This window comes from Rhodanobacter ginsengisoli (assembly GCF_042657065.1).
GTDB lineage: Bacteria > Pseudomonadota > Gammaproteobacteria > Xanthomonadales > Rhodanobacteraceae > Rhodanobacter > Rhodanobacter ginsengisoli.
This window is the reverse complement of the sequence record NZ_JBHSNF010000001.1, coordinates 501,900-527,346: the sequence shown is the minus strand read 5'-3', so window position 1 is coordinate 527,346 and position 25,447 is coordinate 501,900. Positions and strand designations below refer to the sequence as shown.

Sequence of the window (25,447 nt, the reverse complement as noted above, 5' to 3'; positions counted from 1 at the left end):
CTGGTATGCCGCCGTCAGGCGGTACGCGTCATCGGTGGATCAAAGGCGCGAGATGATAGCGGAGCCGTCATCCATGGCGCAAGCCCACCGACCGGCGGGCTGTGAGCTGGCAATGATAGCATGATGACCATGCCGCTTGAAAAGTCCCCCCTGCACGCGCCCGTCGGACGCATCGCCGAGCTGGCCGATCAGTGCGTGCAATGCGGGCTGTGCCTGCCGGTCTGCCCCACCTATGCGCTGGATCGGAACGAGGCGGAATCGCCGCGCGGGCGGATTGCCATCGCCTCCGCGCTGGCACGGGGCCTGGCCGACCCCACCGCGGAGCTGCGCGCGCACCTGGATCACTGCCTGGGTTGCCTGAACTGCGAAAAGGTCTGTCCGGCCCACGTCCAGTATGACGAATTGCTGATCGACACCCGGGCCCTGCTGGGTCCCACGGTCCGGCGGCCGCGACTGCTGCTGGGCCTGATCCGGCGGCCGGCATTGATGCGCGCGTTGCGCCGGGCCGGCGCATGGCTGGGCCTGGCGCACTGGAAGTCGTGGCTGGCCGGACGGCTGCCGGCGCATTCGCCCTGGCGCGCTGCGCTGCTCAGCCTGTCAGGCGATCCGCCGGCAGGCCGCGCGAAAACTCCTGAACGGGATAGCGGAAAGCCCGTTCTGGCGCTGTTTCCGGGTTGCGTGGCCAGCGTCGACGATGCCGAGGCGCAGCGGGCGGCGATCGTCCTGCTGCAGGCGACGGGCTTCCACGTGCACGTGTTGCCGGCGTTCTGTTGCGGTGCGATGGACTTGCACGGCGGCATGCCGGAGGCGGCCGAACGCGCCGCGCAGCAGGTCCGCCAGGCCTGGCTCGCCAGCGGCGCGACCCGGCTGCTTTCGGTGACGCCTGGCTGCCTCGGCACGCTGCGCCGCGCCTTGCCCGGGGTGAGCGTGGTCGATCCGGTGGAACTGCTGGCGACACGGGCCGAGTCCCTGCGCTTCCGCCCGCTGGCGCAGCGGGTGGCACTGCACTTGCCATGCACGCAGATCAACGTGGCAGGCACCGATACCGCCCTGCTGCAGTTGCTGCGCCGCGTTCCCGGGCTCGAGGTGCTGCCGCTGCCGCGGCCACCGCACTGCTGCGGTGCCGCCGGCAGCCATCTGCTGGAGTTTCCCGAACGCGCCGCGCAGCTGCGCGACGCGACCCTGCGGCAGGCCGCCACGCTGGAACCGCAGCAGCTGTTGTCGTCCAATATCGGTTGTCGCCTGCATCTGGCGGCCGGTCTTCGAGCGCAGGGCCTTCCCTGGATGCAGCAGCATCCACTGAGCCTGCTGGCACGACAACTGGAAAACGACCATTGAATAATGAAGAGTCCGCGCACGAAGTGCGGTTTTACCCTTCGCAAAACGGACTTCGCGTAAAATGACCTTCATGCCCATGAATGCCCGCACGCTCACTTCACTGGATCGTTTCCTCGCCGGCTGCGAGCGCGCCCTGGAAGCGATCGCCGGATCGCCGCCGGCCCGTCGCCCCACTCCCGCCGCCGACATCGGCGAGGCGGATCTGGACGACACCGAACGCCGTCACGTGGCCGGCCTGATGCGGATCAACCACACCGGCGAGGTCTGCGCGCAGGCGCTGTATTTCGGTCAGGCGGCACTGGCACGCGACAGCGACAATCGCGAACACCTGCTGCACGCCGCGGCCGAGGAGACCGATCACCTGGCCTGGTGCGCCGAGCGCCTGGAGCAGCTGGACAGTCGCCCAAGCCTGCTCAACCCGCTGTGGTACGCCGGCAGCTATGCGATCGGTGCCGCCGCCGCCCTGGCCGGCGACCCGGTCAGCCTCGGCTTCGTGGTCGAGACCGAACGCCAGGTGGAGGCGCATCTGGCCGAGCACCTGGAAAAGCTGCCGCCGCAGGACGAGCGCTCGCGTGCCGTGCTGAGCCAGATGCAGGCCGACGAGATCCGCCATGCCCAGGCGGCGCAGCAACGCGGCGGCATCGACCTGCCCTTCCCGCTGCCGCAGCTGATGCATGCCAGCTCGATGGTGATGAAGGCGGTGGCCTACCGCCTGTAGGAGCGCACCCTGTGCGCGATGCTGTTCCTCACGCCACGCAAAGAGCTATCGCGCACAGGGTGCGCTCCTACAAGAGAACCCCGAAAAAAACCCGCCTTTCGGCGGGTTTTTCGTCACATCAGGTTGCGGCCGTGGAACAGTTCCTCGATCTCGCGGCGCAGCAGCGACTCGATGCGCTGGCGCTCCTTGAACGACAGGTCGTCGGCATGCGACTCGAACAGGTAGGTGTCCAGGTCGAAGTCCTTGATGTGCATCTTCGTGTGGAACATGTTTTCCTGATACACGTTGACGTCGAACATTTCGTACTTCTGGCGGATGTGCTTGGCCAGGTAATCCTGCACCGAGTTGATCTTGTGGTCGATGAAGTGCTTCTTGCCCTTCACGTCGCGGGTGAAACCGCGCACGCGGTAATCGCACACCACGATGTCCGACTCGAAGCTGTCGATCAGGTAGTTCAACGCCTTCAGCGGCGAAATCACGCCGCAGGTGGCCACGTCGATATCCGCCCGGAAGGTGGCTATGCCGTTGTGCGGATGCGTTTCCGGGTAGGTATGGACGGTGATGTGACTCTTGTCCAGATGCGCCACGGCGCCGGCGATCGAGTCGCGACCGAGCTTCTCCAGCACCGGCTCCTCGGAGATCAGCATGGTCACCGAGGCGCCCTGCGGGTCGTAATCCTGACGTGCGATGTTGAGGATGTTCGCGCCGATGATGTCGGCCACGTCGGTGAGGATCTGGGTCAGGCGATCGGCATCGTATTGCTCGTCGATGTACTCGATGTAACGTCCGCGCTGCTCCTCGGACACCGCATAGCAGATATCGTAAATGTTGAAGCTCAACGCCTTGGTCAGGTTGTTGAAACCCTGCAGGCGCAGACGGGGGAGTGGTTTGACCACAAGCGACTCTCCATGACCGGACTCGGTCAGCATGTAGAGGCGGGTTAGCGACAAGGGTCCCCGCGGAATGGTGTGGAGCACAGGCGGCAGCCTGCACGACCCTTGTGAACGACAGGCGACAACGGCGTCGCTGCCGAAAGACCGCGAAGTATGCGACAAATCGACAGAAAATTGAACCTGCGGCAAGTCGCCCAGGTTTGCCATAATGCCGGGCATACGGCCCGATTGGCGCAACCGCGGCCCGCGGGCCGGCAATCTCCGCTGAAATCCGACAGATCCAGGAGTCATCGTGGCGCAACCCCTCAAATACCAGCTGCAACAGGCCTTCGAACGCTCGCAGGCCCCACTCGGCTTCGCCCCGGATCCCGCCTCGATGGAGCGATTTCTGGCGCTGTGCCATCGCCGGCGCTACCCGGGCAAGACCGCGATCATCCGTCCCGGCGATCCAGCCAACACCTTGTACTACGTGGTCGAAGGCTCGCTGGCGGTATGCACCGAGGACGAACAGGGACGTGAACTGATCCTCGCCTACATCAGCCGCGGCCAGTTCATCGGCGAGATGGGCCTGTTCGTGGAGCAGGCCCAGCGCGAGTCGATGGTGCGCACGCGCACGCCGTGCGAGATGGCCGAAATCAGCTACGAGCGCCTGTTCCAGCTGATGGAAGGGCCGTTGCGCGAGGAGTGTCCGAAAATCCTGTTCGCGATCGGCGCCCAGCTCACCAACCGACTGCTGCGCACCTCGCGCCAGGTCAGCCGGATGGCGTTCATGGACGTGACCAACCGCATCTCGCGCACCCTGCTCGACCTGTGCCAGGAGCCGGATTCGATGACGCACCCCGACGGCACCCAGATCCGCATCTCGCGCCAGGAAGTGAGCCGCATCGTCGGTTGTTCGCGCGAGATGGTCGGCCGCGTGCTCAAGCAGCTGGAGGAACAGCGGCTGATCGACGTCTCCGGCAAGACCATCGTGGTGCGCGGCACGCGCTGATCCCGCTGCGTTTCGATACGCCCGCCATCCGGACCGGATGCCGACGCTGGCGGAGCGAGCACGGTATATCGCCATCGGCTGCGGGACGGCACGCGGATGGCGGCCCCGCCCATCCTCGTCGGGGCCGGTCTACCCGCCCAGTCGGCGCAGCCGCTGCGGCGACGGTCAGAACCAGTCGACGCGGGTGATCACCCGGCCCAGTGCCTTCTCGACTTTCTTGCACAGGGTCGGCGTGCCGTTGACCAGCACCACCTCGACCGACGGCCGCAGCATCGGCACGTCCTGCAGCGAGTCGCTGTAGGCCAGCTGCCACGCCGTGACACCGTGCTGCGCCAGCAGCTGCACCTTGCGCGGGCCCACGTTGTGTCGCAGCGTGCGCATGCCGAGCCAGCCGGGGCGCAACTGCGAGGCAAGCACCTCGAGGTTGGTCAGCCCCAGCTGCTGCAAGATCCCGCTCACCAGCGTGTGCTCGCAACCGGTCACCACGATCACGCGGTCGCCTTGCGCCTGATGCTGGCGCAACGCGCGCAGACCGTCGCGACTGAACTGCCGCGGCCGCCGCGCCAGGGCGTCGGCGAACGCGTTCGCGGCGGCCCGGTAGTGCTGTTCGGCGAGCCCGAGCAGCGCGATGCGCACCAGTACCCGCTCGGGCAAGCGGCGCGAGAACGGCAACAGCAACAACAGCAGCGGCAGACTCGACAACGCCAGCAACTTCCGCCACAGCGAACCGGCGTAGCGCTGGCGCATGAACAGGTAGAACGCGTCGCCATGGATCAGCACGCCGTCGAAATCGAACAGCACCACGCGTGGCTGCGTTGCAGTCATCTCCTCGGGCAGCGCCTGCGCCTCCTGCTCCTCCTCCGGCATGTTGTTCACGGCGTGGCGAACAGCCGTCGCAACTCGCTGCCCGGATCCTCGGCACGCATGAACGCCTCGCCGACCAGGAACGCCTGGATGCCGCCCTCGCGCAGCCGCGCCACGTCGGCCGGCGTGTGGATGCCCGACTCGGCGACCAGCACGCGGTCGTATTCGATCAGCTCCTGCAGCGCCAGTGAGGTCTCCAGCGAAGTCTCGAAACTGCGCAGGTTGCGGTTGTTGACGCCGATCAGCGGCACCGGCAGCGCCAGCGCGCGTTCCATCTCCTCCTCGTCGTGCACCTCGCACAGCACGTCCATGTCGAGTTCGGCCGCAAGCAGCGACAATTGCAGCAACACGTCGTCATCCAGCGCCGCGACGATCAGCAGGATGCAGTCGGCGCCGATCGCGCGCGACTCGTACACCTGATAGGGGTCGATGGTGAAATCCTTGCGCAGCAGCGGCAGCGAGCAAGCCGCCCTCGCCTGCTGCAGGAAGGCCTCGCTGCCCTGGAAGAAATCGCTGTCGGTCAGCACCGACAGGCAGGCCGCACCGGCCGCCTCGTAACTCTTCGCAATCGCGGTCGGGTCGAAGCTGGCGCGTATCACGCCCTTGCTCGGGCTGGCCTTCTTCACTTCGGCGATCACCGCCGGCAGGCCGGCGGCGATCTTCGCCTCGATCGCTGCGGCGAAGCCGCGCGTGTCCGGCTGCTTCTCGATGCGCGCGATCAAATCTGCCAGTGGCAGCTTGGTCCGGCGTTCGGCAATCTCTTCCGCCTTGCGGGCAAGAATTCGATTGAGGATGTCGGTCATGGCATCTCGCTCGTGGGTGTATGAGCGCATCCTATGCGCGATTGGGGTGCGGCGTACCGATCGGCAGCAATCGAGCGCACGCTGAACCGCTACATCGGGCTGGTCAACCGCCGGGTGGCGGCCACGAAGGCCTGCATTTTCGCATGCGCGGCGCCGCTGGCAATCGTGCCGCGGGCCAGTTCGATGCCCTCGCCGATCGATCCGGCAACATCCGCCGCATACAGCGCCGCTCCGGCATTCAGGCAGACGATGTCGTGCGGCACACCGGCCCGCCCTTGCAGCGCCTCCAGCAGCATCGCCTTCGACTCGTCCACGTTCTCGACCCGCAGATTGCGGCTGGACGCCATCGCCAGACCGAAATCCTCCGGCTCCACTTCGTATTCGTGCACCACGCCATCGCGCAGCTCGCCGACCAGGGTCGCCGCGCCCAGCGAAATCTCGTCCATGCCGTCGCGCCCCCACACCACCAGCGCATGCCGTGCGCCCAGTGCCTGCAGGGCTCGCACCTGGATGCCGACCAGATCGGGATGGAACACGCCCATCAGGATATTCGGCGCGTCGGCCGGATTGGTCAACGGGCCGAGGATGTTGAACAGCGTGCGCACGCCCATTTCCCTGCGCACCGGCGCCACCACCTTCATCGCCGGATGATGGTTCGGTGCGAACATGAAACCGATCCCGGTCTCGACCATGCACTCGGCCACCTGGGCCGGCGCCAGGTCGATCGACGCCCCGAGCGCCTCCAGCACGTCCGCACTGCCGGACTTCGACGACACGCTGCGCCCGCCGTGCTTGGCGACCCGCGCACCGGCCGCGGCCGCGACGAACATCGAGGCGGTCGAGATATTGAAGCTCGAGGCACCATCGCCGCCGGTGCCCACGATGTCGAGGAAATGCGGATGCGGCGCGGCTTCGACCTTGGCCGACAGCTCGCGCATCACCCGCGCCGCGCCGGTGATCTCGCCCACGGTTTCCTTCTTCACGCGCAGGCCGGTCATGATCGCGGCGGTCATCAGCGGACTCACCTCGCCGCGCATGATCTGGCGCATCAGCGAGATCATTTCGTCATGGAAGATCTCGCGATGCTCGATCGTGCGCTGCAAGGCCTCCTGCGGCGTGATCGTGGTGATCCGCTCCCGTCCGTTCATGCCGCCAACCGCAGCGGCAGCCCGAGGAAATTGCGCAGCAGGTCATGCCCGTGCTGGGTCAGGATCGACTCCGGGTGAAACTGCACGCCCTCGACCGGCAGCGTGCGGTGGCGCAGGCCCATGATCTCGTCGATCGAGCCATCCGGATTTTCCGTCCACGCGGTGACTTCCAGGCAATCCGGCAACGACGACTGCTCCACCACCAGCGAGTGATAGCGCGTCGCCTCGAACGGATCGGGCAGGCCGGCGAATACGCCCTGGCCGCGATGACGCACCGGCGAGGTCTTGCCGTGCATGATCTGCTTGGCCCGGATCACCCTGCCGCCGAACACCTGGCCGATCGCCTGGTGGCCGAGACACACGCCGAACACCGGAATCTCGCCGGACAGCTCGCGCAACACGTCCAGCGACACGCCCGAATCATCCGGCGTGCCCGGTCCGGGCGAGATCATGATGTGCGTGGGCTGCAGCGCCCGGATGCCGGCCAGATCCAGCGCATCGTTGCGCACCACCTTCACCTGCTGGCCCAGCTCGCCCAGGTACTGCACGAGGTTGAAGGTGAAGCTGTCGTAGTTGTCGATCATCAGGAGCATGGACGGGCCTTGCCGAAATCATGGCGCCACGCGCCAATCGATAGCGCATTATAGCCATCCCTTTCAGGCTGCCCGGTACGCCTGATCCCGTGCCAGCGCCGGGCAACCACCGCGAACTTGGCGCCGGTGCGCCCGGGGTTACAGCCCTTTCGCAGCCTGCGCCACCGCACGGAACAGCGCGCGGCCCTTGTTCATCGTCTCCTCCCACTCCGTCGCGGGATCGGAGTCGTAGACGATGCCGGCGCCGGCCTGCACGTGCAGGCGACCGTCCTGGATCACCGCGGTGCGGATCGCGATCGCGGTGTCGGCATCGCCCCACCAGCCGATCCAGCCGATCGCACCGGCGTAGATGTTGCGCTTGTACGGTTCCAGTTCCTGGATGATTTCCAGCGCGCGGATCTTCGGCGCGCCGCTGAGCGTGCCGGCGGGAAACGTGGCCTTCAGCACGTCCATGTAGCTGAGGTTCGGCTTCGCCGTGCCCTGCACCTGCGACACGATGTGCATCACGTGCGAATAGCGCTCGATCGCGAACGAGTCGGTCACCTCGACCGTGCCGGTTTCGCTGATCCGGCCGATGTCGTTGCGGCCCAGGTCGATCAGCATCACGTGCTCGGCGCGCTCCTTCGGATCGGCCAGCAGCTCGGCCTCCAGCGCCCGGTCCTCTTCCTCGGTGGCGCCGCGCCGGCGCGTTCCGGCCAGCGGCCGCACCACCACCTTGCCGTCCTTCAGCCGCGCCAGGATCTCCGGCGAGGAGCCCACGATCTGGGTCTCGCCGAGATCGACGAAGTACATGTACGGCGACGGGTTCAGCGCGCGCAGCGCGCGGTACACGTCGACCGGCCGCGCATTGAAGCCCACGCTGAGCCGTTGCGACGGCACCACCTGGAAGATGTCGCCGGCGCGGATGTATTCCTTGGCCTTCTCGACCATCGCCTCGAATGCTTCCCGGGTGAATGAGGATTTGAAGTCGCCCTCGTCCAGCGCGATCGACTGGGTCAGTTGCGGATACGAGGCGCCGCCCTGGCGCAGCCGGTAGACCAGCGCGTCGAGCCGGCGCTGCGCCTGCGCATAGGCCTGCGGCTGCGCCGGATCGGCGTGCACGATCAGGTACAGCCGGCCCTTGAGGTTGTCGAACACAGCCACTTCCTCGGCCAGCATCAGCAGCACGTCGGGTGTGCCCAGCTCGTCGGCGCGATCCCACTGCGCCAGCCGCGGCTCGATGTAGCCGATCGTCTCGAAGCCGAAGTAGCCGACCAGGCCGCCGCTGAAGGCGGGCAGCTGCGGCAGCCGCGGCACGTCGTACTGCAGGCGCAGCTGCTCGATCTCGGCCAGCGGATCGTCCAGGTGACGGCGTTCGGTGACCTCGCCCGAATCCTCGACCTCCAGCTCATGCCCGCGCAGGCGATACACCCGCTTCGCCGGCAGCCCGATGATCGAATAGCGTCCCCAGGTGGCACCGCCCTCGACCGATTCGAACAGGAACGTGTACGGGCCGTCGGCCAGCTTCAGGTACACCGACAGCGGCGTGTCGAGGTCGGAGAACACCTCGCGCACCAGCGGAATGCGCGTATGCCCCTGGGCGACCAGCGCGTCGAATTCGTCTCGGGAGATCACGTGGGGAACATCCGGATGGCCAAACGAGGAAGCGGCCATTGTAGGGGAAGCGCGCGTCTTCCCATGCCATCACCGCCTGCGCACCGCCCGGGTCAGCAGGCACACGGCGGATCCTGCCCGTCCATCCGGCCGAATCAGGTCGTCCCGGCGGATTCCCGGCGAGCTGTCGCAGGCCGGTCGACGGATCAGGCGTCGCCCACCGCTTCTTCGGCGACAACCGCCCGGTCTGCGCCTTGCGCCGTGCCATGGGGTTCGCGCTCGTCGTCCGGCGTACCGTTGCCGGCCCCGAAGGCGCCCCGAGCCGCGCCGGCCGAGTTCCCGTCGAGCTCATCGCGATCGGCACGCATGGCGATACGCGACGCCACCAGCGCGCGCATGTTGCGTTCGACTTCCGCGATCGTCATCGGAAAGAAACTGTCGTCCCGGTCGCTCACCGACCAGCTGCGCACCCGTTGCTGGTCTACCGCCACCTGCATGTCCTGCAGCGCTTCGACCATCTCGGCCGCCTGCACGTCGGCCACTTCGCAGATCAACCGCCACAGCCAGTTCATGCGCATGGGATCGGTGGCGCGGCTCATCGGCGGTCGTCGATAGGGCTGTCGGCTGAGATCGAATGAATTCATCGGTGGCATTCCGGCACGTGAACACGGTAGTGACCTAGCGGCCCGCAGCGAAAAATCTTGAGCCGGTTCAAGCGGGTGTGTCGGCCAGCCAGAGCCAGGGGGAAGCCGCGGCGGTGCGACGACGGCGCTCAGCCCCCCAGGCGCAGACGCGACATGCCGCGCAATTGCAGCGTGAACGCCACGCCGCTGCCGTCGTCGAGGTTGCGCGCCGACGCCACCCCGCCGTGGCGCTCGGCCACCAGTCGCACCACGTACAGACCCAGGCCCAGATGCGGTGCATCGCCGGGAGTGGCCTTGTCACGCAGGCTGACCAGCGAATCGAACAGCCGGCCCTGCATCGCCTCGGGCAGCAGCGGACCCTGGTTGGCCAGCTCGATCTCGGCACCGTCGGCGCTGGCGCGCAGGCTCAGCCGCAGCCAGCCCTGCTCCGGGGTGAACGACAGCGCGTTGTCGAGCAGCTTGTCCAGCGCCTGCGCGATCAGCTCCGGCGCGCAATGCAGGGACAAGGGCGCGTCGGGCAGCACACAGTCGAGCCGGCGCTTGCCGATCAGCGCGCGATAGGCGTCCGCGCAGCCGCGCACCACCTCACGCAGGTCCACGTCCTCGGGCTCGGCTGCGGTGATCGAGCGTTCCATCCGGCTCGACTCGCTCATCGCCCGTACCAACGCACCGAGCCGCGCCACGCCATCGCGGGCACGCGCGAGATACGGCTGCGCCTCGGGCGGCAGGGCCGCATGCTCGAGGTTGTCCAGCGAGGACTTCACGATCGCCAGCGGCGTGTTGAGTTCGTGCGACAGCTTCGAGGCCAGCGTGCGCAGGTAGTCGGTGTAGCCACCGACCACCTCGAACAGCCGCTCGAAACTGCGCGCCAGGTCGCCGATCTCGTCCGCCGCATCGGTCATCGGGAAGCGGCCCTGGGCGAACAGCCCGTCCAGGCGGCCATCGCCGAGCTGCGCGCGCTCGGCCGCATTGCGCAGGCGGCCCAGCCGCAGGCTGAGCCGGGTGGCGAAGACCAGCAGGATGGCGCCGGCCGCCAGCAGCACGCCCAGGCTGGTCAGCAGCAGGCCGAACAACGCCCGATTGGCGAGCAGCGGCACGCTGCGGCTGGCCTGCTCCAGCAACAGCACGCCATCGACCCTGCCCGCGCGTTTGATCGGTACCGTGGCGGACAGCACCACGCTGCCGCGCTCCTCGCCGCTGCGCCAGACACTGACCGAGCGGCCGGCGCGCGCCTCGGCGAATTCGGTCGTGTCCAGTCGCGGCACGTCCTGCGACCACAGGTTGGCGTCCTCCAGCCGGGTCGCCAGCAACGAGCGATAGACCAGCGAGGCGAACCAGCCCGGCTGCCCGTCGGCACCGGCTGCACTGTTCAGACGGCCACTGCGCGCCAGCAGCCAGCCCTGCGACGACAGCACGCGCGCCTGCACCCGATCGGGCACCAGCCGCGCCAGCTCGCCGGAAAGCTTGTCGGAATAATCGACCAGGGCGCGCGTGTCCGCCGCCATCCGGTCACCACCGTATGCGGCGTCGTACGCACCCAGTCCCAGCGCGCGCAACGACAGCGCGCGCGGCAGGCGCAACTCGACCCGGTAGCCGCTGCCGTCCTCCTGCCATTGCGCGGTGATCAGGTCGGGCAGGCCGTCGACCGCCGGATCGAGCGGGCGGGCGACCAGTCCGCCCGGCGCCGCGCTGGCCAGCAGGTAGCGCCGCCGGCCGGCGGCGTTCTCCAGGGTCAGGATCAGGTGGTCGGCGGCCAGCGCATTGGCATCGTCGGCATCGGCGCGCGTACGCTGGATATCGCTCACGTCGGCGTACAGATACAGCCAGTCATCGTCCTCGGCCAGCAGCAACTTGCCACGCCGGGCGAACGGCTGGCTCCACGGCGTCAGCGGGGCCCAGTCATCACCGTAACCGTCGACCGTGATCGGTCCCGGCATCGGCTGCACGTACCAGGTCGGACCGGTGACCGGCGATACCGCGCCGGTCACCACCAGGCTGCGCGCCACCACGTCGGCCGAGGCCAGCAGCGCCTGCGCCTGGCCATCGCGCAGCAGGGTTTCCATCTGCCGCACATACGTCCAGCCGGCAATCGGCAGGGCCAGCGTGCACAGCGCGACCAGCAGCAGTTTCTGGCGCAGGGTCATCCGCGACCACCAGCTGTGGAACGATGAAGTTCAGCCACCATGCGCGGGCGGGGCGACATAGGGCAGGTAGCGTGATGCCACCACCACCTGCATGAACGCATCGAGCAGGGCGCGGCGGGAGGGATCGGCGGCGTCGAACGCCATCGACCAGCTGAAGCGCAAGCCGCTGGCCTTGCCCGGATCGCAGAACACCACCACGTCGTCGACGTGGTCGCTGCCCTGATAGACGCTCGCCTGGCACGGCATGCCCGGATGGTGCACCGCGAAGCCGGACACCTTGCCGGCCGGATCGTGTCGCAGGTAGCGCTGGTGGTCGGCCTGCACTTCGGCGGCCAGCGTCGGCAACTTGCGCGGGGTCACGTTGAGCACCATCACCCGCTGCGGCTTGCCGCTCCAGTCGCCCTGGTAGAGCACCGCGTCGACGCCGATCGCCCGCGCATAGGTGCAGCAGTCGCGGGTCCAGCCGGCCGGGGTCCGCAGCGCGATCGCCCATGCCGACGCATCGCCATCGCGCGCACCGTGCGCCAGCACGTCGCCGGGCGGCGCACCCGCCCGTGCCGGCGCGACCCACCCCGCTGTCATCAGCACGGCCAGCAGGCCGAACAGCAGCCGCTGCCGGATCATGGCTTCCATCGGTAGCCGACTCCGTGCACGGTCTCGATCGCGTCGAACTCCGGCGCCACCGCGATGAACTTCTTGCGGATGCGCTTGATGTGCGAGGTGATCGTGGCATCGTCCACCACCAGTTCCGCCTCGCGCATCAGCTGGTCGCGGTTCTTCACGTGGCCGGGAAACCGGATCAGCGTGTGCACCATCCAGAACTCGGTGACGGTGAGCGGCACCTCCTCGTCGTTCCAGCTGATCCGCATGCGCTCGGACTCCAGCTTCAGCGGCCCGTGCTCGATTACCGTCTCGCTCGAGGCCGGCGCCTTCAGCGACTCGATCCGGCGGAACAGCGCGGCGATGCGGGCGGCCAGCTGGTGCAGGCTGGTGTCCTTGCTGAGGTAGTCGTCCGCGCCCAGGCGCAGGCCGGAGATCACGTCGAAATCCGAATCGCGCGCGGTGAGGAAGATCAGCGGCAGGGTCGACGATTTCGCGCGCAACTCGCGGCACAGGTCGAAGCCGCCCTCCGGCTCGTCGCCGAGACCGATGTCGATGATCACCAGTTCCGGCAGGCGCATCGCGAAGGCACTGGACGCTTCCTGGCGCGAACCGTAACCGCGCGCGTCGTAACCGAAGCGGTTCAGCGCCTCGACGTAGTTGGCGCGGATCAACGGCTCGTCTTCGACGATGGCAATGCTGCGGCCCATGCTGTGCTCCCTTGGTGGTGGACGCAGCGTGCTATGCGGATCGCGTGCGCGCAAGCCATCCGGCGCCACTGCCCGCGTTTTGCCACAAGCCGGCGGCAAACCGGCCGCTTTGCGCCGCACACGGCGCCGCACACGGCGCTTTCATGTGAATCACGTACCACGCAGGGAGACCGGCCATGAAAGTTGAATCCAGCGAACACGACCCGAATGCCGAGCTGCACGGCTTCGAGCCGCTGCGCATCACGCTGGCACTGGGCGCCCTGCTGCTGGGCCTGCTGCTGGGCATCCACTGAGGAGATCACCATGCAGACCACTCCGTTCCGAACCATCCGATTCATGCCGTTTGCCGTGGAAGGCGTTGGCACGCCCGGCGCGAAGGGAATCGCGCCGGGCCTGGGCCAGGACGAGCCCGATCCCGACTGGCACCCGCTGTAGCACCCACCGATTCCGCGGCCCTGCCGCACTCCCGTTCCCTCCGACATGGTGGTTACTTTCCCCTCCTCGCGAGGGGATTTTTTTGCCTGTCGCGCGGGCGGCCCGCGCCGGTCAGGCCGGCGATCGCCCGTGCGGTCAGCGTTTCGCCCCGAATGCGCCGCATCCCGACGCAAATGCGACCGCATCCGGGCCGCTGGCGATGCGGCAATGCAAGCCGAAAGACCCGTATTCCACCAGGGGATGGCCATGTACCGATCAAGACGATTGTTTCCCGCGCTACGCAACCTGCTCGCACTCGGCGGGCTGCTGCTGGGGCTCGCCGCACACGCCGGCACACCGGGCAGCGGCGAGCTGCGCCTGCACGACCGCGCCGGCCATGCACAGAGCCTGGCCAGCCTGGACACCGACGTCGATTATCGCGTCAGCGGCCTGGTGGCCGAGGTGCAGGTGCGCCAGCAGTTCCGCAATACCGGCAAGGACTGGCTGGAAGGCGACTACCTGCTGCCGCTGCCCACCGGTGCGGCGGTGTATGCGATGGCGCTGGACATCGGCGAGCGCCACATCGTGGCCGAGATCAAGCGCAAGGAGGCGGCGCAGAAAGTGTTCGAGCAGGCCCGCGCCAACGGCCAGAAGGCCGCCCTGATCGAGGCAGACAGCGGCAACCTGTTCCGCACCGCGGTCACCAATGTGGCGCCGGGCGAGACGGTGACCATCGTGCTGCACTACTGGCAGCGGGTCGACTACCGCGCCGGCGGGTTCTCGCTGCGCTTCCCGCTCACCTTTACCCCGCGCTATCACATGCGCGAGGGCGCGCAGCCGGGCGATGCCGGCATCGCCACCGCCCAGGTGTTTGCCGACGACGATGCGCGGGCGCCGTTGCGCACGCATATCGCGGTGCGGCTGGACGCCGGCGTGCCGCTCGTCGCGGTCAGCAGTCCCAGCCATGCGATCGTCAGCGAGCGGCACGGCAAGCGGTGGGATGTCCGCCTGCGCGACGCCAGCGTGCTGCCGGATCGCGACTTCGTGCTGCGCTGGCAGCCGAAGCCGCAGACCCAGCCGAACGTGGCCAGTTTCAGCCAGGACATCGACGGCCAGCACTACGCCATGCTGATGTTGTTGCCGCCGCAGCAGCAGGCGCAGCGGCTGCCGCGCGAGCTGATCCTGATCATCGACACCTCCGGTTCGATGGGCGGCGAGTCGATCCGACAGGCGCGCGCCGCGCTGGATCTGGCGCTGAGCCAGCTGCAGCCGGGCGATCGCTTCAACGTGGCCGAATTCAACTCGATCCTGAACCCGTGGCGCAGCGACGCCGTCGCCGCCACGCCGGAGGCCTTGCAGCAGGCGCGCGCCTGGGTCGACCAGTTGCAGGCCCGCGGCGGCACCGAGATGGAGCCGGCGCTGCGCTTTGCGCTTGCCGGCCACGCGCCGCCGGGCTATGTGCGCCAGGTGCTGTTCGCCACCGATGGCGCGGTCGACGATCCGAACGGCCTGATGCAGCTGATCGACCGGCAACTAGGTGACTCGCGGCTGTTCCCGATCGGCATCGGCAGCGCGCCGAATGCCGGCTTCCTGCAGGCGGCGGCCCGCCACGGCCGCGGCAGCGAAACCCTGATCACGGATCTGGGCACGCTCACCGAGTCGATGCAGGGCCTGCTGGCCAGGCTCGACCATCCGGCACTGCGCGACATCAAGGTCGACTGGCCCGCCGGCACCGACGCCTACCCGCGGCAGTTGCCGGATCTGTACCTGGGCGAGCCGCTGCTGGTCACCGCGAAACTGCCCCAATCGACCGCGCAGGTGCAGGTCCACGGCAGTCTGGCCGATCGCGCCTGGACCGCGCCGGTGGACCTGTCGAGCCCGACCGCCGCCGAAGGACTGGACCGGCTGTGGGCGCAATCGCGCATCGCCGACCTGGAGGACCAGCTGGCCCGCGGTGGCGAATTGCCCGCCCTGACCGAGCAGATCACCCGGACCGCGCTGGCCGCGCATCTGGTCAGCCGCTATACCAGCCTGGTCGCGGTGGACCGCACGCCTTCGCGCAGCGCCGATGCCGCGCTCAGGCACGAGCAGATTCCCAACGTGATGCCGGCCGGCACCCACTTCGCGCAGACCGCCACCCCGGCCGAACTGGAACTGTGGCTGGCTCTGCTGGCCCTGCTGCTGGCCGCGCTGGGCTGGTGGATGCAAAAGAGGGTATGTCGATGAAACGGCGGCAGGCGTGGCGCTGGTTGATGTTCGGCGCGCTGATGCTGGCCGCCGGGCTGGGCCTCGACGGCATCTGGATCCATGCCAAGGCGGCGCTGGCGCAGGTGCTGATGGCGCGGGCCTGGGCACGATCGGATCACGGCCGCGTAACGCAGCGGCCGTGGCCGTGGGCCGACATCGCGCCGATCGCGCGGCTCAGCGTGCCCCGGCTGCAGCGGGATCTGATCGTGCTCGACGGCGACAACGGCCAGGCACTGGCATTCGGCCCCGGCTGGATGCGCGCGAGCGCGCCACCAGGCACGCCCGGGCTCAGCATCATCAGTGCCCATCGCGATACCCAGTTCCACTTCCTGCAGGCGCTGCATCCGGGCGATCTGCTGCATCTGGAGGGCCGGGGCGGCGGCAGCGACTACCGGGTGGAGGGCAGCCGCGTCATCGACAGCCGGCATGTCCGCGTGCCCGCCGCCGACAGCATGGACGGCCTGTGGCTGGTCACCTGCTATCCGTTCGGGGCGATTGTCCCGGGCGGGCCGCTGCGTTATGTCGTCCAGGCACGCCGGCTGAATCCCCGCTCCAGCGGATGATCCATCCCGCGGGAACCAAACCGGATCGGCCCGGTCAACCATATCGATTGGTGGCGTTCCTCTTGCCGTGGAACGTGCCGGTACGGCGGCTGACCCTCCCTCTGCAGTCGCCGTATCGGCAGCCCCAATCCATGGTGTTCCCTCTTGCGTCAACCGATGACGTTCATCCCGGCGCAGCCGTTCACTGCGCCGGGATTTTTATGCGCTGAAGGTGTGTCGCCGGAGAGCACCCGCGGCGGGAGTCTTCAGCCGATCGCCTTGCGCATGGCGTCGATCTCGGCACGGTAGTCCTTGGCGTGGAAGATCGCCGAGCCGGCCACGAAGGTGTCCGCACCGGCCGCGGCGATCGCCCCGATATTCTCCGCGGTGACGCCGCCATCCACTTCCAGCCGGATCGTGCGACCGCTGGCATCGATCCGCTGACGCGCCTGGCGCAACTTGTCCAGCGTGCCGGGGATGAATTTCTGGCCGCCGAACCCGGGGTTCACCGACATGATCAGGATCAGGTCGAGCTTGTCCATCACGTAATCGAGATGATCCAGCGGCGTGGCCGGGTTGAACACCAGCCCCGCCTGGCAGCCGGATTCGCGGATCAGCCCCAGCGTGCGATCGATGTGTTCGCTCGCTTCCGGATGGAAGCTGATCAGGCTGGCACCGGCCCGGGCGAAATCCGGCACGATCCGGTCGACCGGCTTGACCATCAGATGCACGTCGATCGGCGCGCTGATGCCGAACTTGCGCAGCGATTGCAGCACCATCGGGCCGATCGTGAGGTTCGGCACGTAATGGTTGTCCATCACGTCGAAATGTACCCAGTCGGCACCGGCCGCCAGCGCGGCGGCGGTGTCTTCGCCCAGCCGCGCGAAATCGGCGGCGAGGATGGACGGGGCGATCATCGGAGCTTGCTTGGGCATGGTGGCACCTGGCTGTACGGATGGTGTCTGTGCGCGAACGCTCTTGACGCAACACCCGGGCAAAAGGCATCGCGCACTGGGTGCGCTCCTGCACGTATGGGAGTACCTGGGGGACTCAATCTACGATTATTTGAATCCTCGCGCTTCCTTGATGCGGTCATAGGCGGCATTGATCTCGCTGGCGCGCGACTCGGCACGCTTGCGCATGTCCTCGGGCAGGTCGCCGAGGCGATCGGGATGGTGCTCGGAAATCAGCTTGCGGTAGGCGCGCTTGATGGCGCGGTCGTCGGCCTGGCGGTCGATCCCCAGCACCGCGTACGGATCCGGCCCCTGTGCCGAACGCTGCGGCGGTACATAACCGCTGCTGCCCTGGCCGTGGCCATACTGGCGCTGACCACCGCCTGCGTTCCACGCGTAGCCCTTCATCGCCATCAGCGCCATCAACTCCATGTCGCTGACCCGCAACGCGAACGCCAGCTGGCGCAGGATCGACATCTTCTCCGGCCCCGGATTGCCCTCGGCCAGCACCGTCTCGATCACCACGTCGAGTACCGGAAATGCATGATCGCGGCGCATGCCGACCCATTTGCGCAACGCCGTGATGGTCTGGGTGACGTCGAACTCCGGCTGCTTGCCGACATTGAAGCTGACCACCGCCTGCTTGCGCAGCTCGGTGTCCAGCTTCATCCGGGTCATCAGGCGCTCGGCGATCGCGATCTCGGCCTCGGACACGCGGCCATCGGCCTTCGCCACCGCACCGAGCAGGGTGAACAGCGGGCCGACGAAACCGCCTGCCTCGGGAATGGCCCGCTTGCGCTGGCCATAGCGCAGGTTGTCGAAGATGAAGCCGATCACCGCGCCGACCAGGGCCCCGGGCAGGCGCCCCATGAGCAGGCCGAAGAACGCGAACCACATCGTGTAGGTGAAGCTCATGAATGATCCTGCGGCTGCGGCGACTGCATGCTGTACCAGCGGGCCAGCGCGTCGAGTTCGGCCTCGCTGAGCGGGCCGATCGCGGTACGCATGACGGGCACGTCGCGGCGGCCATCGCGGTATTGCCTGAGCGCATGGCGCAGGTAATCCAGCTTCTGGCCCGCCAGGTTCGGCACGCCGGGCATGCTGGCGTGGCCACTCGGCCCATGGCAGGCCGCGCACAGGCCCAGCCGGGTGGGCGGTGCCGATGGTGCCGTCTGGGCATGGCTGGGGAGGGCTGCGGCCAGGCAAAACGCCGCGGTCAGTAGGATACGCATCGGCAACAGATGGGGCTAAAGGTCGCCAATTCTAGCAGTCCGCCCGGGATCGCCCATGCGACATCTTCGGCAAGCGCGCCGCAGCGGCTAGAATGGGTCGCTTACTCGCCCGCGGAAGTGCCGAACGTGCCCACCACCCTGCTGCAATCGAACCTGCCCGGTCTGGAGCTGATCCATCGCGGCAAAGTGCGCGATGTCTACGCGTTGTCCGACGATCGCTTGCTGATGGTCGCCACGGACCGGTTGTCGGCGTTCGATGTGGTGTTGCCCAACCCGATCCCGGGCAAGGGCGAGATGCTCACCCAGATCTCCAATTTCTGGTTCCACAAGACCGCGCACCTGCTGCCGAACCACCTGCTCGACGTGCCGCTGGCCGAGGTGTTGCCGCCCGGCACCGATCTGGCGCTGTACGAGAAGCGCGCGGTGGTGACGCGCCGGCTGAAGCCGGTGCCGGTGGAGGCGATCGCCCGTGGCTACCTGATCGGTTCGGGCTGGAAGGATTACCAGGCCAGCGGTTCGCTGTGCGGCATCGTGTTGCCGCCCGGCCTGCAGCAGGCGCAACAGTTGCCGGAACCGATCTTCACGCCGTCGACCAAGGCCGCGGTGGGCGACCACGACGAGAACGTCAGCTACGACGCGGTGGTCGACGCGATCGGCGCCGAGCTGGCCGGCCAGGTGCGCGACGCAACCCTGGCGATCTATCGCTGGGCGGCCGCCTATGCGGCGGAGCGTGGCATCATCATCGCCGACACCAAATTCGAGTTCGGCACCGATGCCGGCGGCACGCTGTACGTGATGGACGAGATGCTGACGCCGGATTCCTCGCGCTTCTGGCCCGCCGACGAATACCGCGTGGGGATCAGCCCGCCCAGCTACGACAAGCAGTTCGTGCGCGACTGGCTGGAGACGCAGGACTGGAACAAGACCGCGCCCGGCCCGGTGATTCCCGACGAGGTGATCGCCCGCACCGCCGCCAAATATGCCGAGGCGCTGCAGCGCCTGGCCGGTATCCGACTCAGCTGAATCCGACGGGGGAAAGGCAGATGCGCGACATGCAGAGCTGGCTCGACAGTTACAGCGAGGACCACCGGAATCCGGTCAATCGGGTGTTCCACTGGTTTTGCGTACCCCCGATCGTGTGGTCGGTGATCGCGCTGCTGTGGGCGATCCCGGTGCCGGCCTCGCTGCTGCGCCCCGGCTCATGGGCGGTGGCGGTGATGGTGCTGGCGTTCTACTGGTACTGGAAGCGCTCGCACCGGCTGGCGATCGCGCTGCTGATCGCGTTCGCCCTGCTCGGCCTGCTCACCAACCTGCTGTATTACCGGCTCGGCGCGGCTTCGCTCTGCTACCTGGCCGTCGGCGTGTTCGTGGTCGCCTGGATCGGCCAGTTCATCGGCCACAAGTTCGAGGGGCGGCGCCCCAGCTTTCTCACCGACCTGTCGTACCTGCTGATCGGCCCGGCCTGGCTGATGGCCAAGCTGTTGCGCGGACTGGGATTCAAGCAAGTCACATGACCACCCTGCTTACCGTGATCAGCAGCCTGCTCTGGTGGGTGCTCTACAGCAGCATGGCGGCGCTGGTGTTTGCCCTGATCGGCTGGTCGGTGCTGCGCTGGACCGAACGTTGTGCGGTGGTGTTCAACCGCATCTACTTCGCCTGCCTGCTGTGGAGCATGATCGGCATGCTGCTGGTCGTCGGCGTAGCCGCCTACGAAGGCCACCTGCATCCCCCGTACACGGCACTGCTGAGCTCGGGCCTGTTGCGCGTCGTGCTGGTGCTGGACATGTTGATCGGCACCGTGCTGCTGTGGCGGCTGGTGCCGCGCATCGATGCCCGGCGCATTCGCCCCGGCAGTGCCTGCATGGCGATCGCCATGATCATGGCGATCGGCTTCGGCGTGGCCACCAGCCTGGTGTGAAGCCGCACGAGACGACGGCGGGGTGGACCATCCACCCTCGCCGTCGTCCTGCCTCGCCGGTCCGGACTCAGTGCATGCCCAGCATCGCCGCGCCAAACACCATCGAGAAGATGAAGCCGATGATCAGGGCCAGCAGGATGCCGATCACCAGGTAGAGCAACTGCACCACGCAGGCCTTGCCGTAGCCGATCCGGCTGCCGTTCCGGGCGAGCAGCAGATAGTTGACCACCGCGGCGCCGACCAGGAATTGCGTCACCAGCGACAACAGGCCGCTCAGGCCGCCCGGCAGGATCATGCGCAGGATGATCGACACCACCACCACGGCTACCGCGGTCAGCAGCACCGCGCCCAGCGCACGCAGATAGGACGGCATGTAACCCACCACCAGCCGGAACGCCACGCCCAGCACGAGTGCGGCTACCAGGATGCCGACCACGCACGTCACCAGCATGGCGAACAGGCCCATGCCGGCCAATGCAGCAAACGAAGAAGTACCCATGACTGACTCCCCTTTCATCGGTAATTAAGGAAAACCGCCGGTGGCATCCCCATGCCTCCCCTTTCCCGGCGGTGTGGGCAGCCTAGGGGCCCGGGCGACGGCAGCGCAAGCGGAGCCTCAATGGAAGTCGCGCGAGCGGCTGTCCAGTGAACCCAGCAACGCACTCAGGTCGACCAGCCGCCGGGCAATCAGGTGACTGACCCCGTCGACGGCTTCCCATTGCCCTTCCACGCCCAGCAGGCGGGCCTCCAGATAGACGCGCCGCTGCCGCTGCGCCACGTGGTTCCAGACCACCACGTTGATGCAGCCATGCTCGTCCTCGATGGTGATGAAGGTGACCCCGCTGGCCGTCTGCGGCCGCTGCCGCTGGGTGACCAGACCGGCCGCGCGCACCCGGCTTTCGTGCGGCTGGCGGCGCAGGCTGTGCGAATCGGCGTAATGCGCGGCGCGCAGCCGCGACCGGATCAGCTTCAGCGGATGCGGCCCCAGGCTGAGGCCGGTGCGCGCATAGTCGGCCGCCAGGTTTTCCGCGACCGAGGGCGGCGGCAGCACGATGGCCTGCTCCGTCGGGCTGTCCCGGCCGAACAGCGGCAGCTGCGGCTCGACCCCGGCCACCGCCCACTTCGCCCGATGGCGGTGCCCGGCCAGCGCGCTCAGCGCACCCGCCTCGGCCAGCAGCTCCTGCTGGCGCCGGTCGATGCCGGTGCGCGCACACAGATCCACCACATCCGTGAACGGATGTTCGGCGCGTGCCCGCGACAGCCGCTCGGCGGCGTCCTGCCGGAACCCGCGCACCTGCCGCAGCCCCAATCGCAGCGCCGGCTGCCCACGACCGCGCGGATCCTCCTCCAGGGTGCAGTCCCAGTCGCTGTGGCGTACATCCGGCGGGCGCACCGCGATGCCGTGGCGCTGCACGTCCTGCACGATCTGGCTGGGCCCGTAGAACCCCATCGGCTGGGCATTCAGCAGCGCGCAGGCGAACGCGGCCGGCTCGTGGCATTTCAGCCAGCAGCTGGCGTAGACGATGCCGGCAAAACTCGCGGCGTGGCTTTCCGGGAAACCGTAGCTGCCGAAGCCCTTGATCTGCTCGAACAGCTGCGCGGCGAAGGCCTCGGAATAACCGCGTTCGGTCATGCCCCGCATGATCCGCTCGCGATGTTTTTCCATGCCGCCGTGGCGTTTCCACGCGGCCATCGCCCGACGCAGCTGATCGGCTTCGCCGGGCGTATAGCCGGCCGCCACGATCGCCAGCTTCATCACCTGCTCCTGGAACAGCGGCACGCCCAGGGTGCGTTCGAACACCGCCTTGAGATCCTCCGACGGATAGTCGATCGGCTCCTCGCCACGGCGCCGGCGCAGGTACGGATGCACCATGTCGCCCTGGATCGGCCCGGGCCGCACGATCGCCACCTGGATCACCAGGTCATAGAAATTCGCCGGCCGATGCCGCGGCAGCATCGCCATCTGGGCGCGACTCTCGATCTGGAACACGCCGATGGTGTCGGCGTTCTGGATCATCCGGTAGGTGGCCGGATCATCGTCGGGCAACGTGGCCAGGGCGTAATCCTGGCCGCGATGCGCGCGCAGCAGATCCAGGCACTTGCGCACGCAGCTGAGCATGCCCAGCGCCAGGCAATCCACCTTGAGCAGCTTCATCGTGTCCAGGTCGTCCTTGTCCCACTGGATGATCGTGCGCCCGGGCATCGCCGCGTTTTCCACCGGCACCAGTTCGCTCAGCGGTGCATCGCTGATCACGAAACCGCCCACGTGCTGCGACAGGTGCCGTGGCATGTCGAGCAGCTCGGCGGTGAGTTTCAGCACCCGCCGCAGCACCGCACTGTGCGGATCGAAACCGCCTTCGCGCAGCAACTCATCCAGGCAGGCCTCGCCATCCCACCAGGCGAAGATGCCGCTCAGCTGGTCCACCTGCTCCGGCGGCAGACCCAGCGCCCTGGCCACGTCGCGCACCGCGCTCCGGCCGCGATAGCAGATCACCGTGGCCGCCAGCGCGGCCCGCTCGCGGCCGTACTTGCGGTAGATGTACTGGATCACTTCCTCGCGCCGCTCGTGCTCGAAATCCACGTCGATGTCGGGCGGCTCGTTGCGCTCCTTGCTGATGAAGCGTTCGACCAGCAGGTTGATCCGCGCCGGATCGACCTCGGTGACGCCGAGCGCGAAACACACGGCGGAGTTGGCGGCCGAGCCGCGGCCCTGGCAGAGGATTTTCTCGCTGCGCGCGAAGTGGACGATGTCGTGCACGGTGAGGAAGTACGACTCGTAGTGCAGCTCCTCGATCAGGTTCAGTTCGTGCTCGATCTGCACGCGCACCTTTTCCGTCGGCCCTTCCGGCCAGCGCCAGCGCATGCCCTGCTCGGTGAGCTGGCGCAGCCAGCTGATCGCACTGTGCCCCGCCGGCACCAGTTCGTCGGGGTAGCGGTATTCCAGTTCGTCCAGGCTGAACCGGCAGCGCGCGGCGATCGCCACGCTCTCCTGCAGCAAGGCGGCGGGATAGATCGCCGCCAGCGCCTCGCGCCGGCGCAGATGGCGCTCGCCATTGCGGAAGATCAGCGCGCCGGCCTCGGCAACCGGCACGCGATGACGGATCGCGGTCAGCGTGTTCTGCAGGGCCAGCCTGCGGCGCACGTGCATGTGCACGTCGCCGGCCGCGACCAGACGCAGGTCCAGGCTGGCCGCCAGCAGCTCGAGCTCGCGCAGGCGCTGCGCATCGTCGGCGCCGTGGTGCAATTCCACCGCCAGCCACGCCCGCTCGCCGAAGGTGGCGCGCATCCAGCGCCCGTGCGCGGGATCGGCATGACGCCCGGGCAACCACAACGCGAACGTGCCCGGCAGGCCATCGGCCAGGTCGGCGCAGTGCAGCCGATACGTACCCTTGGCCGAGGCGCGCCGGCCGCGCGTGATCAGTCCGCACAGCGCGGTATAGCCGGCGCGGTTCTCGCACAGCAGCACCAGCTTCGGTCCGTCCTCCAGCTGGAACTCGGCGCCCACGATCAGTTTCACCCCGGTCTCGCGCGAGGCTTCCAGCGCACGCACGATGCCGGCCAGCGAGCATTCGTCGGTGATCGCCAGCGCACTGTAGCCGCAGGCCCTGGCCCGTTCGAACAACTCGCGCGCGCTGGAGGCGCCGCGCCCGAACGAGAACGCCGACAGGCAATGCAGTTCGGCATACGCATTCATGCGAACCAGCCCTGCAGCATCCAGCCAGCCTGCTCGCCCGGCGCACAGAACACCCATGCGCGCTGGCCCTGCGCGGTCTCGACCACGTAGTAATCGCGACACACCTCGCCGCCATCCCACCAGCCGGTTTCCAGCCGCTCGGGGCCGGCCAGGATGCGCGGCGCGCCCCCGCGCAGGGGAATCGGTCGCTCGAGCAGCCAGGTCGGCCGCGGCGACGGTTCCTGCCAGCCGTCGTCGCGCGCCGCAATGCGCTGGGCCCGCTCGGGACGCGGGTCGGTGGTGCTGCCCAGTTGATGCACGGCACGGTCGCCGAGCCGCGCGCGCAGGCGCTCGCGCAGCTGCTCGATCGGCAAGGCGTTCGCCGGGCGTTCGTCGAACAGGTCGCGACCGGCCGGCACGAACGGCGGCAGCTCGCGCGCCACCAGCCGCAACGCCAGCACCGGCGCGGGCAGCTGCACCTGTTCCAGCCGCCCGCGCGCCAGCTCGAACAACATGCCGGCATCGCGCTCCGGCGCCAGCAGGCCGACCGGCACGTCGGTGCTGCTGCCGTCACGATGCTCCAGGCGCAACACGAAGCGCTGCACGCCACCGTCCCGACCGGTCAGCCAGGCGGCCAGGTCGCCGGTCAGGCGGCGCAGCGGAAAGATCAGCGCGGCGAGGTTCTCCACCTCGTGCTGCAATTCGCTGCGCAGGTCGAAGCTGTCCGGCGGGCGGAAGATTTCCAGGCCGGCAGGGACATCGCCGGTCAGTCGATCCAGCGCCGCCAGCAATTCGGCGCCGAAGCGGCGGCGCAAGCCATCGCGCGGCAGGCTCAGCAACTGGCCCAGCGTGCGGATGCCCATGCCCGGCAGGGCCTCGGCCGCGGCAGCGGGCAAGCGGCTCTTGCGCAACGGCACCGGCTGCAGCGCGCGGCGCAGCGCCTCCGGTGCCAGCACCGCCTGGCCGTCATCGACGCCCGCCAGCACATAGGCGGCATGCGCGGTGGGCGCGACACTGATGCGATGGCGAAAGCCCAGCGCGGTGAAGTCCGCACGCAACAGGCCTTCCAGCCGCGGCCACGGACCGAACAGGCCCATGCTGCGGCTCACCTCCAGCACGATGGCATGCGGCAGCAGGCTCACTTCGGAACTGTAGCGATACGCCACCGCAGCCAGGAATCGCTGCCAGCGCTCGACCATCCCGGGGTCGTACGGCAACGCATCGAACGGGGTGAGCAGCGCCTGGGCCGCGCTCAGTTGCTGACCCGGGTGCAAACCGGCCTCACGCCCTGCGGCATTGACCGCCACGATGCGCCGCGCCTGCGCGGCGCCGGCCACCAGCACCAGCGGACCGTCGCCGGACCGCCGACGGAGGACCCCATCCAGCGCCAGTTGCGGCAGCAATACACAGGCCCACAACATCTGCGCCG

General features: G+C 68.1%; 25 protein-coding genes. 9 read left to right on the top strand and 16 right to left on the bottom strand.

Going from position 1 to position 25,447, the window contains the following annotated elements:
• Nucleotides 1-129: 129 nt before the first annotated feature.
• Entirely contained in the window at nucleotides 130-1,338 is a 1,209-nt protein-coding gene (locus ACFPPA_RS02150; RefSeq protein WP_377316828.1) for a (Fe-S)-binding protein, read from the top strand.
• 76 nt (nucleotides 1,339-1,414) lie between these two features.
• Complete coding sequence (gene coq7, locus ACFPPA_RS02145) at nucleotides 1,415-2,056, top strand: 2-polyprenyl-3-methyl-6-methoxy-1,4-benzoquinone monooxygenase (RefSeq protein ID WP_377319422.1); 642 nt, start codon at nucleotides 1,415-1,417, stop codon at nucleotides 2,054-2,056.
• A gap of 113 nt (nucleotides 2,057-2,169) precedes the next feature.
• On the opposite strand, the gene speD is transcribed toward coq7, so the two are convergent.
• Complete coding sequence (speD, locus tag ACFPPA_RS02140) at nucleotides 2,170-2,952, bottom strand: adenosylmethionine decarboxylase (RefSeq protein ID WP_377316826.1); 783 nt, start codon at nucleotides 2,950-2,952, stop codon at nucleotides 2,170-2,172.
• Nucleotides 2,953-3,325: 373 nt separating this feature from the next.
• On the opposite strand from speD, the gene crp reads away from it, so the two are divergent.
• Nucleotides 3,326-3,940, top strand: coding sequence for a cAMP-activated global transcriptional regulator CRP (gene crp, locus ACFPPA_RS02135; RefSeq protein ID WP_377319421.1), 615 nt, complete (start codon nucleotides 3,326-3,328; stop codon nucleotides 3,938-3,940).
• A gap of 165 nt (nucleotides 3,941-4,105) precedes the next feature.
• Here the strand turns inward: crp and ACFPPA_RS02130 are convergent, their stop codons facing one another.
• The 9 genes from ACFPPA_RS02130 to pdsR all read right to left on the bottom strand — a co-directional run bounded on the left by ACFPPA_RS02130 (nucleotide 4,106) and on the right by pdsR (nucleotide 13,039).
• Nucleotides 4,106-4,807 (bottom strand): haloacid dehalogenase-like hydrolase, encoded by a 702-nt coding sequence (locus tag ACFPPA_RS02130; protein WP_377319420.1) that lies wholly within the window; start codon nucleotides 4,805-4,807, stop codon nucleotides 4,106-4,108.
• Between the two features lie 5 nt (nucleotides 4,808-4,812).
• Nucleotides 4,813-5,607: an indole-3-glycerol phosphate synthase TrpC gene (trpC, locus tag ACFPPA_RS02125; protein ID WP_377316824.1), complete on the bottom strand. Its 795-nt coding sequence runs from the start codon at nucleotides 5,605-5,607 to the stop codon at nucleotides 4,813-4,815.
• An 89-nt stretch (nucleotides 5,608-5,696) separates the two neighbouring features.
• Nucleotides 5,697-6,755: an anthranilate phosphoribosyltransferase gene (trpD, locus tag ACFPPA_RS02120; protein ID WP_377316822.1), complete on the bottom strand. Its 1,059-nt coding sequence runs from the start codon at nucleotides 6,753-6,755 to the stop codon at nucleotides 5,697-5,699.
• Nucleotides 6,752-7,348, bottom strand: a complete 597-nt coding sequence (locus ACFPPA_RS02115; protein WP_377316820.1) for an anthranilate synthase component II — start codon at nucleotides 7,346-7,348, stop codon at nucleotides 6,752-6,754. Before ACFPPA_RS02115 ends, trpD begins: the two co-directional genes overlap by 4 nt.
• Before the next feature lie 138 nt (nucleotides 7,349-7,486).
• The gene (trpE, locus tag ACFPPA_RS02110) at nucleotides 7,487-8,962 is read right to left on the bottom strand and encodes an anthranilate synthase component I (protein ID WP_377316818.1); all 1,476 of its coding nucleotides are present in this window, start codon (nucleotides 8,960-8,962) and stop codon (nucleotides 7,487-7,489) included.
• Between the two features lie 185 nt (nucleotides 8,963-9,147).
• The gene (locus ACFPPA_RS02105) at nucleotides 9,148-9,540 is read right to left on the bottom strand and encodes a hypothetical protein (RefSeq protein WP_377316816.1); all 393 of its coding nucleotides are present in this window, start codon (nucleotides 9,538-9,540) and stop codon (nucleotides 9,148-9,150) included.
• 173 nt (nucleotides 9,541-9,713) lie between these two features.
• On the bottom strand, nucleotides 9,714-11,729 hold the full coding sequence (locus tag ACFPPA_RS02100) for an ATP-binding protein (protein WP_377316814.1): 2,016 nt from the start codon (nucleotides 11,727-11,729) through the stop codon (nucleotides 9,714-9,716).
• Nucleotides 11,730-11,759: 30 nt separating this feature from the next.
• Nucleotides 11,760-12,362 carry a hypothetical protein gene (locus ACFPPA_RS02095; protein ID WP_377316812.1) on the bottom strand — a complete coding sequence of 201 codons (603 nt, stop codon included), beginning with the start codon at nucleotides 12,360-12,362 and terminating at the stop codon, nucleotides 11,760-11,762.
• Nucleotides 12,350-13,039: a proteobacterial dedicated sortase system response regulator gene (pdsR, locus tag ACFPPA_RS02090; RefSeq protein ID WP_377316810.1), complete on the bottom strand. Its 690-nt coding sequence runs from the start codon at nucleotides 13,037-13,039 to the stop codon at nucleotides 12,350-12,352. Before pdsR ends, ACFPPA_RS02095 begins: the two co-directional genes overlap by 13 nt.
• 303 nt (nucleotides 13,040-13,342) lie before the next feature.
• Here pdsR and ACFPPA_RS02085 point away from each other — a divergent pair, with 303 nt between their 5' ends.
• The 3 genes from ACFPPA_RS02085 (at nucleotide 13,343) to ACFPPA_RS02075 (ending at nucleotide 16,263) form a co-directional block, all read left to right on the top strand.
• Entirely contained in the window at nucleotides 13,343-13,474 is a 132-nt protein-coding gene (locus tag ACFPPA_RS02085; protein WP_377316808.1) for a hypothetical protein, read from the top strand.
• A gap of 246 nt (nucleotides 13,475-13,720) precedes the next feature.
• Nucleotides 13,721-15,679 (top strand): marine proteobacterial sortase target protein, encoded by a 1,959-nt coding sequence (locus ACFPPA_RS02080; protein ID WP_377316806.1) that lies wholly within the window; start codon nucleotides 13,721-13,723, stop codon nucleotides 15,677-15,679.
• Nucleotides 15,676-16,263 (top strand): class GN sortase, encoded by a 588-nt coding sequence (locus ACFPPA_RS02075; RefSeq protein WP_377316804.1) that lies wholly within the window; start codon nucleotides 15,676-15,678, stop codon nucleotides 16,261-16,263. The genes ACFPPA_RS02080 and ACFPPA_RS02075 overlap by 4 nt, the downstream gene beginning before the upstream one ends.
• 245 nt (nucleotides 16,264-16,508) lie before the next feature.
• Here the strand turns inward: ACFPPA_RS02075 and rpe are convergent, their stop codons facing one another.
• The 3 genes from rpe to ACFPPA_RS02060 form a co-directional block, all read right to left on the bottom strand.
• On the bottom strand, nucleotides 16,509-17,177 hold the full coding sequence (gene rpe, locus ACFPPA_RS02070) for a ribulose-phosphate 3-epimerase (protein ID WP_377316802.1): 669 nt from the start codon (nucleotides 17,175-17,177) through the stop codon (nucleotides 16,509-16,511).
• Nucleotides 17,178-17,303: 126 nt separating this feature from the next.
• The gene (gene djlA / locus ACFPPA_RS02065; protein ID WP_377316800.1) at nucleotides 17,304-18,110 is read right to left on the bottom strand and encodes a co-chaperone DjlA; all 807 of its coding nucleotides are present in this window, start codon (nucleotides 18,108-18,110) and stop codon (nucleotides 17,304-17,306) included.
• The gene (locus tag ACFPPA_RS02060) at nucleotides 18,107-18,427 is read right to left on the bottom strand and encodes a c-type cytochrome (RefSeq protein WP_377316798.1); all 321 of its coding nucleotides are present in this window, start codon (nucleotides 18,425-18,427) and stop codon (nucleotides 18,107-18,109) included. Before ACFPPA_RS02060 ends, djlA begins: the two co-directional genes overlap by 4 nt.
• Before the next feature lie 126 nt (nucleotides 18,428-18,553).
• Between ACFPPA_RS02060 and ACFPPA_RS02055 the strand changes: the two genes are divergently transcribed.
• The 3 genes from ACFPPA_RS02055 to ACFPPA_RS02045 are packed head-to-tail and all read left to right on the top strand — an operon-like array spanning nucleotide 18,554 to nucleotide 20,345.
• A complete protein-coding gene (locus ACFPPA_RS02055) occupies nucleotides 18,554-19,450 on the top strand; it encodes a phosphoribosylaminoimidazolesuccinocarboxamide synthase (protein ID WP_377316796.1) in 897 nt (298 codons plus the stop codon).
• Nucleotides 19,451-19,470: 20 nt separating this feature from the next.
• On the top strand, nucleotides 19,471-19,941 hold the full coding sequence (locus ACFPPA_RS02050; RefSeq protein WP_377316794.1) for an Mpo1 family 2-hydroxy fatty acid dioxygenase: 471 nt from the start codon (nucleotides 19,471-19,473) through the stop codon (nucleotides 19,939-19,941).
• Nucleotides 19,938-20,345 (top strand): hypothetical protein, encoded by a 408-nt coding sequence (locus ACFPPA_RS02045; protein WP_377316792.1) that lies wholly within the window; start codon nucleotides 19,938-19,940, stop codon nucleotides 20,343-20,345. The genes ACFPPA_RS02050 and ACFPPA_RS02045 overlap by 4 nt, the downstream gene beginning before the upstream one ends.
• A 67-nt stretch (nucleotides 20,346-20,412) precedes the next feature.
• Here ACFPPA_RS02045 and ACFPPA_RS02040 read toward each other — a convergent pair whose 3' ends face one another.
• From ACFPPA_RS02040 to ACFPPA_RS02030, 3 genes are all read right to left on the bottom strand, one after another.
• Entirely contained in the window at nucleotides 20,413-20,844 is a 432-nt protein-coding gene (locus tag ACFPPA_RS02040) for a hypothetical protein (RefSeq protein WP_377316790.1), read from the bottom strand.
• A gap of 117 nt (nucleotides 20,845-20,961) precedes the next feature.
• On the bottom strand, nucleotides 20,962-24,039 hold the full coding sequence (locus ACFPPA_RS02035; RefSeq protein WP_377316788.1) for an error-prone DNA polymerase: 3,078 nt from the start codon (nucleotides 24,037-24,039) through the stop codon (nucleotides 20,962-20,964).
• Nucleotides 24,036-25,439 (bottom strand): Y-family DNA polymerase, encoded by a 1,404-nt coding sequence (locus ACFPPA_RS02030; RefSeq protein ID WP_377316786.1) that lies wholly within the window; start codon nucleotides 25,437-25,439, stop codon nucleotides 24,036-24,038. The genes ACFPPA_RS02035 and ACFPPA_RS02030 overlap by 4 nt, the downstream gene beginning before the upstream one ends.
• Nucleotides 25,440-25,447 lie beyond the last annotated feature (8 nt).

Coding starts and splice junctions, on each gene's coding strand:
- ACFPPA_RS02045 (WP_377316792.1), top strand. CDS start 19,938: ATGACCACCCTGCTTACCGTGATCAGCAGCCTGCTCTGGTGGGTGCTC.
- coq7 (WP_377319422.1), top strand. CDS start 1,415: ATGAATGCCCGCACGCTCACTTCACTGGATCGTTTCCTCGCCGGCTGC.
- ACFPPA_RS02040 (WP_377316790.1), bottom strand. CDS start 20,844: ATGGGTACTTCTTCGTTTGCTGCATTGGCCGGCATGGGCCTGTTCGCC.
- ACFPPA_RS02075 (WP_377316804.1), top strand. CDS start 15,676: ATGAAACGGCGGCAGGCGTGGCGCTGGTTGATGTTCGGCGCGCTGATG.
- ACFPPA_RS02105 (WP_377316816.1), bottom strand. CDS start 9,540: ATGAGCCGCGCCACCGATCCCATGCGCATGAACTGGCTGTGGCGGTTG.
- ACFPPA_RS02080 (WP_377316806.1), top strand. CDS start 13,721: ATGTACCGATCAAGACGATTGTTTCCCGCGCTACGCAACCTGCTCGCA.
- ACFPPA_RS02035 (WP_377316788.1), bottom strand. CDS start 24,039: ATGAATGCGTATGCCGAACTGCATTGCCTGTCGGCGTTCTCGTTCGGG.
- pdsR (WP_377316810.1), bottom strand. CDS start 13,039: ATGGGCCGCAGCATTGCCATCGTCGAAGACGAGCCGTTGATCCGCGCC.
- ACFPPA_RS02095 (WP_377316812.1), bottom strand. CDS start 12,362: ATGGAAGCCATGATCCGGCAGCGGCTGCTGTTCGGCCTGCTGGCCGTG.
- trpD (WP_377316822.1), bottom strand. CDS start 6,755: ATGAACGGACGGGAGCGGATCACCACGATCACGCCGCAGGAGGCCTTG.
- ACFPPA_RS02130 (WP_377319420.1), bottom strand. CDS start 4,807: ATGCCGGAGGAGGAGCAGGAGGCGCAGGCGCTGCCCGAGGAGATGACT.
- ACFPPA_RS02060 (WP_377316798.1), bottom strand. CDS start 18,427: ATGCGTATCCTACTGACCGCGGCGTTTTGCCTGGCCGCAGCCCTCCCC.
- ACFPPA_RS02150 (WP_377316828.1), top strand. CDS start 130: ATGCCGCTTGAAAAGTCCCCCCTGCACGCGCCCGTCGGACGCATCGCC.
- ACFPPA_RS02030 (WP_377316786.1), bottom strand. CDS start 25,439: ATGTTGTGGGCCTGTGTATTGCTGCCGCAACTGGCGCTGGATGGGGTC.
- trpC (WP_377316824.1), bottom strand. CDS start 5,607: ATGACCGACATCCTCAATCGAATTCTTGCCCGCAAGGCGGAAGAGATT.
- rpe (WP_377316802.1), bottom strand. CDS start 17,177: ATGCCCAAGCAAGCTCCGATGATCGCCCCGTCCATCCTCGCCGCCGAT.
- crp (WP_377319421.1), top strand. CDS start 3,326: ATGGAGCGATTTCTGGCGCTGTGCCATCGCCGGCGCTACCCGGGCAAG.
- ACFPPA_RS02100 (WP_377316814.1), bottom strand. CDS start 11,729: ATGACCCTGCGCCAGAAACTGCTGCTGGTCGCGCTGTGCACGCTGGCC.
- djlA (WP_377316800.1), bottom strand. CDS start 18,110: ATGAGCTTCACCTACACGATGTGGTTCGCGTTCTTCGGCCTGCTCATG.
- ACFPPA_RS02085 (WP_377316808.1), top strand. CDS start 13,343: ATGCAGACCACTCCGTTCCGAACCATCCGATTCATGCCGTTTGCCGTG.
- ACFPPA_RS02050 (WP_377316794.1), top strand. CDS start 19,471: ATGCGCGACATGCAGAGCTGGCTCGACAGTTACAGCGAGGACCACCGG.
- ACFPPA_RS02115 (WP_377316820.1), bottom strand. CDS start 7,348: ATGCTCCTGATGATCGACAACTACGACAGCTTCACCTTCAACCTCGTG.